The organism is Amycolatopsis deserti, from assembly GCF_014653945.1.
GTDB classification, from domain to species: domain Bacteria; phylum Actinomycetota; class Actinomycetes; order Mycobacteriales; family Pseudonocardiaceae; genus Amycolatopsis_E; species Amycolatopsis_E deserti.
The window spans coordinates 1-8,469 of record NZ_BNAU01000017.1 but is presented as its reverse complement, the minus strand read 5'-3'; the positions used below and the strand labels follow the sequence as shown (position 1 = coordinate 8,469).

The following is an 8,469-nucleotide window of genomic DNA, read 5'->3' as shown; positions in this document are numbered from 1 at the left end:
CGGTGTGGTTGTGCCCTCTGCATGGCCCGGGCCATCAGCACATCGTCGGGTGGTCGCAGTAGGACAGTCCGATCGGCGCGGATGCGGGCGGCGAACCGGGCTCGTGCTGTGGCGCCACCGCAGCAGCGGATCACCCAGGTACGGCGGGCGGGCCTGGCTCGCTCCAGCTCGGCCACGGCCCGGTTGAACGCGCGCGCACCCATCGCGTCCTGATCTAGCACGACGTCGCCCGGTGCGCGGTGCTGCTCGACGTGGTGGCTCTTCCCCGCGCAGGGCGGGCCAGCCACCAGGATCACGGTTGCCATGCTCACCACCTGGTCCTTGGTTGCGGGGCGGGATCCGGTTTCGCGCTCGGGTCGCCAGCCTTCTGATTGCACTCGGCGTGCGCAGCCTGCAGGAACCGCGGATCGTCGCCGAACCGCTTCCCCCGGGTGTGGTGGACCTGCAGGGCGCGCGGGTGCGGCTTGCGCAACGTGGGGTTGATGGGCTGGTGGCAGAGCCCGCACACCCAGCGGTCCCGGTCGGCGATCTCCAGGCGCAGCCTGCGCCACCGCCGGGTGCTGCCACCAGCCCACGAATCGCTCATCGCACGCGTTCAAAGACCAGGTACTCATGCCCGAAGTCGGTCGCCGTGCCCGTCTGCCGGTAGCGGTACTGGCCGGCGGTGTCGAGCACCAGGGTGCCGTCCTCGCGGAGGTGCTCGCGGGTGGCGGTCTTGAGTGCTTCCGGGTCCACGGCTATCACGTCGTCGGCGTGGATCACTTCCACTGTTCCGTCCTCGTACCGGCGCACGGTCGCGGTTCCAGGTTCAGGCAACGTCGCTCTCCTCGGTCAACGGATGTTCAGGCCACGCCACGCTGTCCAGCGGGTCACGGTGGCGGGCGAGCGGCACGGCCATGCCGACACGCTGCGCGGCCATCGTGGCGAGCGCCAGCGCGTCCGCGGCGTTGTCGTCGACCAGCTCGACATCCGGCCACATTCGCGCGATCGCGGCCACCACGGCGGCCTTGCTGGCGTTCCCCTTGCCCGCGGCCCAGCGGGCGCGCGCGCTCGGCGAGCACACGGCAAGCGGGACCTGGCGGGCGTGCAGGCGGTTCACGATGCGCCACCACAGCCCGGCTCGGTCCCAGGTGTGCGCGGTCGCGCCGCGGCTGAGTGCTGGCCCCTCGATCACGACGAGGTCCGCGCCCGCGGCCACGGTCTCGACGGCGTGCGTGATCAGCTCCAACCTCATGTCGCGGTCGATCAGGGTGGGGTTCGGCGTGGGCTTCGTGCCGACGACGCGCACGGCCGGGCCGCCCGTGCTGGTGATCGTGGCGAGCCCGGTTCCGGTCAGGGACGGGTCGATCCCGACGACGCGCGTCACCGACCCGCCTCCCATCGGCCACAGACGCAGCTGATCACGTGCTTGTGGACTTGACAGCTGCCGCAGATCTCCGCGCGCTTGGCCTTGATGGCAGGCTGCTGGTCCCAGGTGTGGAAGTTGTGGGCGCGGTGTCGCCCCGTGTGACCAGCGGGTTCGGTGCAGCTCCAGCCCTCGTTGTAGACGCCGCAGGGCTCCGCCGGTCCTTCCGGCTGCGGGCTGGCGGGTAGCGGGTCCCTGTGCTCCGCGGCGGCGTCGCAGCCCGGGCACGAGTCGGTCAGGTTGTAGCCGTGGCCGCAGTCGGTCCGGGACGCGATCTTGCGCCCGGCGCCGGAGATCCAGAACTCCGGGTCCGCGGACACGTCGGCGGCCGTCAGAGGCTCGCCCATCGCGAGCCGGAGCGCGGCGAGTCTGGCGCCGTCGCGCTCGGCCGCAACGTGCGCGAGCCGCTTCGCGGCCGCGGCGATGACGCGGTGGATTGTGTCGCTCACCGCGTTGGCCGGATCGTCGCCGATCGCGGCGAGCAATTCGCTGTGCAGCGCGCGGATGTGCGCGGCCTCGTCCGGCCATTCGCTCTCTGGGCGGTCGGGGAACCCGAGGTGGTCTGTCAGCACCCGCCCGATCGTTTCGGCCATCCGTGCGCTGACGGGAGCGGACATCTGGTCGATCTTGGCGTGCAGCTCGCCGAGCGAGCGTTCCAGGCCGGCCAGGCGGGCCATCTGGTGTGCCTGGAACGGGGTGGTCGGTCGGAAGTCGAGCGGGTCGTTCCCGAAGTCGTCGCGGTCGTTCTCACACACCGTGGTCCTCCGTGCCCGGGGTTTCGTCGTTCTCGCTGCGGTCGGCGTCCTCGGTCATGGGCTGGGCGGGCACCGGGTGCGTGTCCCAGAGGCTCCACCGGGCCGGCGGGATCTTCGGCTGATCAGGCATCGTGTTCTCCTCGGTCGGGATGGTGCGGGCTTCGTGGTAGCCCGTCAGGGGCTTGCGGCGGCCGCGGATCGTGGTTGTGCAGTCCTGGCCCGGGGCGGCGTGGCAGGGTGGCCAGGGGCAGGGCCGAAGGCGGGGGTTGTCGCGGGTCTCGGGCTCGTCCGTGCCGGGCCAGAACAGGGCAGCCGGGTACTGGCCGCGCTGCAGGCCGGTCATGATCCGGCGCTTCCGCCGGCCTTGGCGCCGGTACCGCCGGAGACGCCGGCCTTGACGCCGAATCCGCCGCGCTGGATCGCAGACATGGCGCCCCCGGCCTTGGGCAGCCCCTTCGCCACTGGGGTGCCGGACGGCACGCTGCGGATGCCGACGTTCGCCGGCACCCGGCCGCCGACGGGCGGGATCACCGTCGCGCCGTTGGACGTCGGCACCCACACGTAGTACGTGCCGACCGCGGTTGCGTGGCCGGCGTCGTCCCAGTCGCCGCACGCGTCGTCGTCGAGCCTGTTCCCGGTGGCCTGGTCGACGCACACGGCGCCGTACTGCGCGTCAGGGCTGTCGAGGGCGTCGCAGCCGGTCAGGAACAGCGCGGCGACGGCGGAGACGTAGCCCAGGGCCGGGCCGCGGCCCATTCGGCGCGCGGTCATGATGCCACCGCCGAGTGTGCGTCGGCGGCTTCCTCGGCGATCCAGCGGCGCCGCATCTCGTCGGTGGGGCCGTCCTCGGGCAGGCCGACGAGCGCGCGCAGGTGGCGGATCCGCTCGTTCGGGATGCGTGCCTGGCGGACGCCGAATGGGCTTCCGGTGCGGCGCCAGCGGGTGTAGTGGGTGCCGCAGTAGCCCTTGGCGACGTGGCGGCCGGTGCAGCCCTCGACGTCGCAGGTGCGGTGCTTCACGATGCCTCCCTGGTGGCTTCTCGGCGGCAGAGGGCGCAGGCCAGCGTTCCGTCTCCTCGGGTGCCGGTTCGGATTCCGTGCGGGCACTTCTCGCGCGCGGTCTGTGGTTGCGCTGGGAGGTGAGTAGGTGCTGGTCGGTTTTGTGGCTTGGTTACTTGGTTTGGTGGGGGCTCACTGGCGACCCCTGATCGCGGCTTCCTGTGAGCCCTAATCGTGGTTTCACCGCTCGCGGGTGAGCCCTGATCGCTGTCGTCTGGGGTCGTTTCCGAGCCCTGGTCCGGGTTTTCAGGGGTCGCGTCTAAGTCCTGATCGGACGGTTCAGGGGTGTTCGGTGAGCCCTGTTTCTTCGCTCGGCGGGCGGCTTCGGCCTCGGCGCGGGCGTCTGCGATCGCCTCGGCGGCCTCGTCGATCTGGCTCGGCGTGAGCGACTCGACGCGCTCCAGGACGTCCTCGGCGAGGATCAGCCGGTACTCGTCGGCCTTCCCCCGTCGGCGGTTCCCGCGCTTGTGGAGGGCGAGCAGGCCGACGTCGACGAGCTGCCGCCGGGCGCGTCGCACGGTGGCGTAGGACAGCTCGGTGAGCACGCACAGCCGCGCGATGCCGGGCCAGACGCGGGTGCCGTCCGGGTCGGCGTGGGTGCGCATGGCGAAGGCGACGAGCTTCGTGGTGGCCGGCAGCCGGGCGGCGAGGAGGATGCGTTCCCAGGCGAAAATGTCGAACTCGTCCGGGCTCGGCACGGTCATGCGGCGCTTCTTTCCGGTGGTGCTGGTGGGGTGGTGTGGTGGTCCGGCGCAGCTGCGACCTGATCCCGAAGGGAGGCGGGGTCGTGGGCCTGCTTTCGCTCCCTGGTCCGCGCTCCAAAACGCGGGCGGGGTGACGTTGACGCCGGACCGCCCGGGTGTCAGTCGGCCAGCGCGGGCGCGTACACGTCCGCGGCGGGCGCGCTGCCGCCGCCCGGGTTCTGCGTGGTCCACAGGTTGTGCGGCTGCGCGGCGCCGACGTAGCGATTGCCGATCTGCACCAGGTAGCGAGCCCGGTGGTGGTACCGGTACACCTGCAGGTCTTCCTTGCGCGCCTTCGCCACGGCGAGGAACGGCTTCAGCACGTCGGGGTAGAAGTCGCTGCGCGGCTCGGCCGGCCCCCAGTCGTCGGCGATCGGCGGCGCACTCGTGAGCGCGCGCCACAGGCCGGTCGGGTACTTGCTGATCGGCCCTTCGGAGAACCGGATGGTCAGGCCGTCGTTGAACAAATCGGGGTCCTCGCGGACCACGATCACGTCGGCTTCGCGGCCGATGACGACGGTGTGCTTCTCGGACTTGTTCCGGGTGAGCGCGGCCTTCGGCCGGTAGGCGCCGAGCACCGCGCGGACGTCGGCGAGCGGCCACAGCATCGCGTCCGGCAGCTGCCCGTAGCACTCCACGTAGGTGTGGCCGACGGTGAAGTGGTCGGTGGAGGTGCCCACGAGCAGGTCGGTGGTGCCGGGCTCGTCTTCGAGCGGGCCGCGGGCGGTGTGCAGCAGCACACCGCTGGTCGCGCCGATCCCGCCGGCGGTGTGGACGAGGTCGCCGAGCAGCTTCATCAGGTGCTCGGTCTCGATGCGGATGCTCACGGGGTGGTCCTTCCGGGCTCGTCGGCGAGCAGATCGCTCGCGGTGAAGATGGGGATCGGGTCGGCGTCGACGTCCGCCCGCCAGGTGGCGAACAGGGCGGCGAGGTGGTCGGTGTCGTTCATCGCGGCCGCCGGTGGCTGGCTGCGTTCGGGCAGGTGGCGAAGTGGGCGGTGCGCAGCTCGGCACCGGCGGCGCGGGCGGCGGCGAGCTTCGGGCCGGTGAGCACGCCGGCGACGAGCTGGCCGCGGTTGAGCTGCAGCAGCACGTTCCCCTTGGCAGGGTCGGCGTTGTAGTCGACGGGGATGTTCTCGCCGTTCGACGAGACGGCCCAGACGATCGTTGCCGGGCACGAGCGGCACACGGTGTACCGCTCAGCGAGGTCGAGGGGCATCAGACCTTCTTTCGCAGGTTGGATTGGGCGGCTTGCCGGTCGTCGGCCAGCCGCCACAGGTCGGTGACGTCGTGGTTGAGGGCGAACGGCCACACGATCGGCTCGCCGCCGTTCACCGTCCGAACGCGACCGTTCGTCGCGCGGCGGCCGTTGCGCCAGCGGGTGCGCAGTCGCAGCGGCAGCCGGAAGAGTCGCCGCACGGTCACCACCCGGCCGACAGGCCGACGGCGATCGCGAGCAGGAACCCGCACAGGAACAGCGACACGATCCCGAGCACGGTCGAGCATCCGATACCGGCGCCGCCGCCCGGCGCTGCGGGCGCGCTCATGCGGCCCTCACCGCGTCGATGCGCGCCCACGCCGCGGCCACGCGCGGATCGGTGCGGAAGTCGCCGAGGTCGTCGAGCAGCCACAGGCCGTGCCATAGCAGCACCGGCACGTCGGCGGGCTGCTCCTCGCCGCGGCGGACGAGCCACCCGCAGGTCTCGACGAACGCGCGGTTGCCGCGGGTGTCGGTGACCTCGTCGTGGCACGGGTCGCACAGGTCGAGGAGGTTCGACGGCTGGTTGATCCACGGTTCCCGGGAGCCGCCCATCTGCCGGCCGGTGCGGTGGTGGACCTCGACGGCCGGGCGGCGGCCGCACTTCTCGCACACCCCGCCCGAGCGGGTGTGCACAATGTCCCGCACGGTGCGGCTGATCTGCTGCGCCTTCACCGCTTCCCGCCGTGCTGCAGCAGGTGATCCAGGTACTCGGCCAGCTCGGCGCGGCTGGCGCGAAGGAACTGCGTGCCCTTCTTCGACCACTTCGTGAAGTCGGCCGCGGTCTGCGACGCCGAGCGGCCACGTCCCTTGGTGATGTCCCGGATTCGGCCGCGCAGATCGTTCGCGTCGCCGCGCTCGTCCCGCTCGGCCACGGCCGGGTCGGCGGTGGGCGGCGGGTCCGCGGGTGCCGGGTCGGCGGGCGGGTCGGGCTGGCCCATCCACATGTCCAGCGCCACGCCGAACCGCATGGCCGCGTTGCGGATCGCGTCGCCGATCGCCTCCTTCCGGGCGCGGCCGCCACGCTGCTGCGGTGCGTCGCCGACGCCGATGCGCGTCACGCCGCCGATGGTGAGCCGGATCCAGAGGCAACCGTCCTGGATCGCAGGCAGACCTTCGGGGGTGAGTGCCATCGGTTCCCAGTTCCACTCCGGATCGACGTCGAGCAGCCGCGCGGTCACGGCGGCGTGGCCGACGTAGTCGAGGTGCACGTGGGCGGTGGTCATCTCGCCGCCGCATTCGTCGCACCAGGCCGAGCCGTGGGAGCCGCACCCGCCGGCCCGGCAGGCCGCGCAGGTGATCTCCGGCCGGGTGCGCACCGCGTCGCCGTCGAACGGCGCGCGGAGCGCGTCGAGCATCTCCGGCGTCACGCGCCACCGCCGACCGGCAGCACGTCGAGCAGGTCCAGTTCGCCGCTCTGCAGCATCTCGACCACGACGCCCATCGCGTCGTCGGTGGGGACGCACGCCACGACCCCCTCGCGGGGCTCGACCTCCACGCCCGGGACCTCGACCTCTCCGCCCGGGCCGACGGCGCAGCCGTGCTTGACCGAGTCGTTCAGAACGGTGCGCACCAGGTCCGGGTGGACAGCGTCGGACTGCTTCAGCAGCGCCGGGGCGTGCCGCATCAGCACTTCCTTCACTTCCTCCGGCGCGCCGACGATCTCCAGCGTGGTGACGATCCGCTCGGGGTAGTGCTTCGCCACCCACGAGCGGAACGCGGGCACGTCGACGATCCGGGCCTGCGGCTTGGGGTCCTTCTTGGACACCGCGGCGATCTTCACGCCGTTGGGCGCCACCGCCATGACCCGGTCGCCGCGCTCCATGTGCGCGGCCAGCTCCGCGCGGACCTCGTTGTACTTGTCCTCGGCGTGGTCCTTCAGCACCTTGTAGGCGGTCACCTTCACGGCCAGGTCTCTGCTGCTCACCGGTTCGTCCTCACGTTCTGTTTTTGCTGGTCGGGTGCGCCCGCGGCCGGGCGCGGGGCGGTCAGGGGGTGCGCCGGTACGGCGATCTCGACGGCGATCGGCTTCGCCGAGTCGGGGTCGTGCTCGGTGACGGCCTGGTGCACCGCGCGGGGCGCGCACGCCAGGCAGGTCTCGGCCATCTCCAGCGGCGCCCAGTCATCGGTCGGCGCCGGGTCGCCGTAGACGGTGACGACCGCGGGGCGGCCGACGACCTCGCACCAGGTGCACGGCCCGTTGGGCGCGCGGTGGACGAGTGCCACCGTCACGGCGTCGATCTCGTCCAGCTCGGCCGCCAGACGCAGAATCTCCGGCACGTCGACGAGCACCGCCGTGTCCGCGTCGACATCGGCGAGCCGGTGCCGCGCCGGGTACGCGCCGCCGCGGACCGCGCGCTCGGCGACCAGGTCCGGGCCGCCGAGCTGGCGGATGACGTGCACGGCGTCCTGCGGGGACTCGCCGAGCGTTCCGGCCGTCGCGGTCACGCTGCCGCTCCCATCCGCGCCACGGCGGCGCGCTCGTCCTTGCGGTGCTTGCCCTCGTGCGGTCGGACGCCGAGCCCGGCGGGCGCCTCGGCGCCCTGGTTCGCGTGCTCGATCTGGCCGGCCGGGGTGTTGGCCCACCCGGTGCGCGGGGTCCAGCGGTGCCGCCCGGCGCGGGGCGGCGGGATACGCTGCTCGTGCTCCACCGGTCGTCCTTTCGTTCGGTGGTTGTCGCCCGTCCCGTGCGGCTTGGCGGTTGGCACGGGGCGGGCACGCTTTTTGCTGGGGTAGGCGGGGAGTTAGGCGGCCTTCGCCTGGCCGAGGAGTCGTTCCACCTCGGAGCGGGGAACGACGTAGTACCGGCCGAGCTTGATCGCGCCGATTTCTCCGCGGCTGATCGCGCGCATCACCGTCCTGTACGGAACCCCTAGCCGCTCGGCCAGTTCGTCGGTGCGGTAGCCGTCACGGGCCTCGTCCTTCATGCCGCCGCTCCGGCGACGCGCTTCGGCGCTCTCGGGTCCTTGGTGCGACGCGGCGGGGGTGCAGACGGGCGCTTTGGCTGGGCTGGCGGCTCGTCGGGAACACCGTCGTTGTTCGCGAGGATCTCTGCAGCCAGGGCGCGGTCCGCGACGATCTCGGCGGCGACGACCCGGAAGTTTTCACCCTCTCCCGTCAGCGCGCGTGCGAGCGCGTACACGCGGGCGAGGGTGATCGGGTCGCGCCCGGCCAGGGCGTTGCGGAGGGATCCCCAGGGAATGTCGGTCTCGGCGGCGAGCTGCTGCGTCGAGGTGACGGCCAGCTCGGCC

21 protein-coding genes are annotated in these 8,469 nt (G+C 72.3%); all 21 read right to left on the bottom strand.

Annotated features, from left to right (window positions below; translation table 11 throughout):
* Positions 1-305: AAA family ATPase (locus IE290_RS38145; protein WP_229874943.1), on the bottom strand; the 305-nt coding region annotated here is incomplete at its 3' end.
* A gap of 2 nt (positions 306-307) precedes the next feature.
* Positions 308-586, bottom strand: a complete 279-nt coding sequence (locus tag IE290_RS37410; RefSeq protein WP_191249497.1) for a hypothetical protein — start codon at positions 584-586, stop codon at positions 308-310.
* A complete protein-coding gene (locus tag IE290_RS37405) occupies positions 583-816 on the bottom strand; it encodes a hypothetical protein (protein WP_152870845.1) in 234 nt (77 codons plus the stop codon). Before IE290_RS37405 ends, IE290_RS37410 begins: the two co-directional genes overlap by 4 nt.
* Positions 809-1,366 carry a RuvC family protein gene (locus tag IE290_RS37400; RefSeq protein ID WP_152870844.1) on the bottom strand — a complete coding sequence of 186 codons (558 nt, stop codon included), beginning with the start codon at positions 1,364-1,366 and terminating at the stop codon, positions 809-811. Before IE290_RS37400 ends, IE290_RS37405 begins: the two co-directional genes overlap by 8 nt.
* Positions 1,363-2,160 (bottom strand): hypothetical protein, encoded by a 798-nt coding sequence (locus IE290_RS37395; protein WP_191249496.1) that lies wholly within the window; start codon positions 2,158-2,160, stop codon positions 1,363-1,365. The genes IE290_RS37400 and IE290_RS37395 overlap by 4 nt, the downstream gene beginning before the upstream one ends.
* The gene (locus tag IE290_RS37390; RefSeq protein WP_191249495.1) at positions 2,153-2,503 is read right to left on the bottom strand and encodes a zinc finger domain-containing protein; all 351 of its coding nucleotides are present in this window, start codon (positions 2,501-2,503) and stop codon (positions 2,153-2,155) included. The genes IE290_RS37395 and IE290_RS37390 overlap by 8 nt, the downstream gene beginning before the upstream one ends.
* A complete protein-coding gene (locus tag IE290_RS37385) occupies positions 2,500-2,931 on the bottom strand; it encodes a hypothetical protein (RefSeq protein ID WP_152870916.1) in 432 nt (143 codons plus the stop codon). Before IE290_RS37385 ends, IE290_RS37390 begins: the two co-directional genes overlap by 4 nt.
* Positions 2,928-3,179 (bottom strand): hypothetical protein, encoded by a 252-nt coding sequence (locus IE290_RS37380; protein ID WP_152870915.1) that lies wholly within the window; start codon positions 3,177-3,179, stop codon positions 2,928-2,930. The genes IE290_RS37385 and IE290_RS37380 overlap by 4 nt, the downstream gene beginning before the upstream one ends.
* Positions 3,176-3,922, bottom strand: a complete 747-nt coding sequence (locus IE290_RS37375; RefSeq protein WP_152870913.1) for a helix-turn-helix domain-containing protein — start codon at positions 3,920-3,922, stop codon at positions 3,176-3,178. Before IE290_RS37375 ends, IE290_RS37380 begins: the two co-directional genes overlap by 4 nt.
* 158 nt (positions 3,923-4,080) lie before the next feature.
* On the bottom strand, positions 4,081-4,788 hold the full coding sequence (locus IE290_RS37370; RefSeq protein ID WP_191249494.1) for a hypothetical protein: 708 nt from the start codon (positions 4,786-4,788) through the stop codon (positions 4,081-4,083).
* On the bottom strand, positions 4,785-4,910 hold the full coding sequence (locus IE290_RS38365; protein WP_265584298.1) for a hypothetical protein: 126 nt from the start codon (positions 4,908-4,910) through the stop codon (positions 4,785-4,787). The genes IE290_RS37370 and IE290_RS38365 overlap by 4 nt, the downstream gene beginning before the upstream one ends.
* Positions 4,907-5,179 carry a hypothetical protein gene (locus IE290_RS37365; RefSeq protein ID WP_152870900.1) on the bottom strand — a complete coding sequence of 91 codons (273 nt, stop codon included), beginning with the start codon at positions 5,177-5,179 and terminating at the stop codon, positions 4,907-4,909. Before IE290_RS37365 ends, IE290_RS38365 begins: the two co-directional genes overlap by 4 nt.
* Positions 5,179-5,379, bottom strand: a complete 201-nt coding sequence (locus IE290_RS37360) for a hypothetical protein (protein ID WP_152870902.1) — start codon at positions 5,377-5,379, stop codon at positions 5,179-5,181. Before IE290_RS37360 ends, IE290_RS37365 begins: the two co-directional genes overlap by 1 nt.
* A 2-nt stretch (positions 5,380-5,381) precedes the next feature.
* Positions 5,382-5,507 (bottom strand): hypothetical protein, encoded by a 126-nt coding sequence (locus IE290_RS38360; protein WP_265584299.1) that lies wholly within the window; start codon positions 5,505-5,507, stop codon positions 5,382-5,384.
* Positions 5,504-5,893 (bottom strand): HNH endonuclease, encoded by a 390-nt coding sequence (locus IE290_RS37355; protein WP_152870903.1) that lies wholly within the window; start codon positions 5,891-5,893, stop codon positions 5,504-5,506. The genes IE290_RS38360 and IE290_RS37355 overlap by 4 nt, the downstream gene beginning before the upstream one ends.
* Positions 5,890-6,588 carry a hypothetical protein gene (locus IE290_RS37350; RefSeq protein WP_191249493.1) on the bottom strand — a complete coding sequence of 233 codons (699 nt, stop codon included), beginning with the start codon at positions 6,586-6,588 and terminating at the stop codon, positions 5,890-5,892. The genes IE290_RS37355 and IE290_RS37350 overlap by 4 nt, the downstream gene beginning before the upstream one ends.
* Positions 6,585-7,145, bottom strand: a complete 561-nt coding sequence (locus tag IE290_RS37345) for a hypothetical protein (protein ID WP_152870973.1) — start codon at positions 7,143-7,145, stop codon at positions 6,585-6,587. The genes IE290_RS37350 and IE290_RS37345 overlap by 4 nt, the downstream gene beginning before the upstream one ends.
* The gene (locus IE290_RS37340) at positions 7,142-7,666 is read right to left on the bottom strand and encodes a hypothetical protein (RefSeq protein WP_191249492.1); all 525 of its coding nucleotides are present in this window, start codon (positions 7,664-7,666) and stop codon (positions 7,142-7,144) included. Before IE290_RS37340 ends, IE290_RS37345 begins: the two co-directional genes overlap by 4 nt.
* Positions 7,663-7,869 (bottom strand): hypothetical protein, encoded by a 207-nt coding sequence (locus IE290_RS37335; protein WP_191249491.1) that lies wholly within the window; start codon positions 7,867-7,869, stop codon positions 7,663-7,665. The genes IE290_RS37340 and IE290_RS37335 overlap by 4 nt, the downstream gene beginning before the upstream one ends.
* A 93-nt stretch (positions 7,870-7,962) precedes the next feature.
* Positions 7,963-8,145 carry a helix-turn-helix domain-containing protein gene (locus IE290_RS37330; protein WP_191249490.1) on the bottom strand — a complete coding sequence of 61 codons (183 nt, stop codon included), beginning with the start codon at positions 8,143-8,145 and terminating at the stop codon, positions 7,963-7,965.
* Positions 8,142-8,469 (bottom strand): hypothetical protein (locus IE290_RS37325; protein ID WP_229874942.1); only part of this gene is annotated, 328 nt, incomplete at its 5' end. The genes IE290_RS37325 and IE290_RS37330, both read right to left, overlap by 4 nt.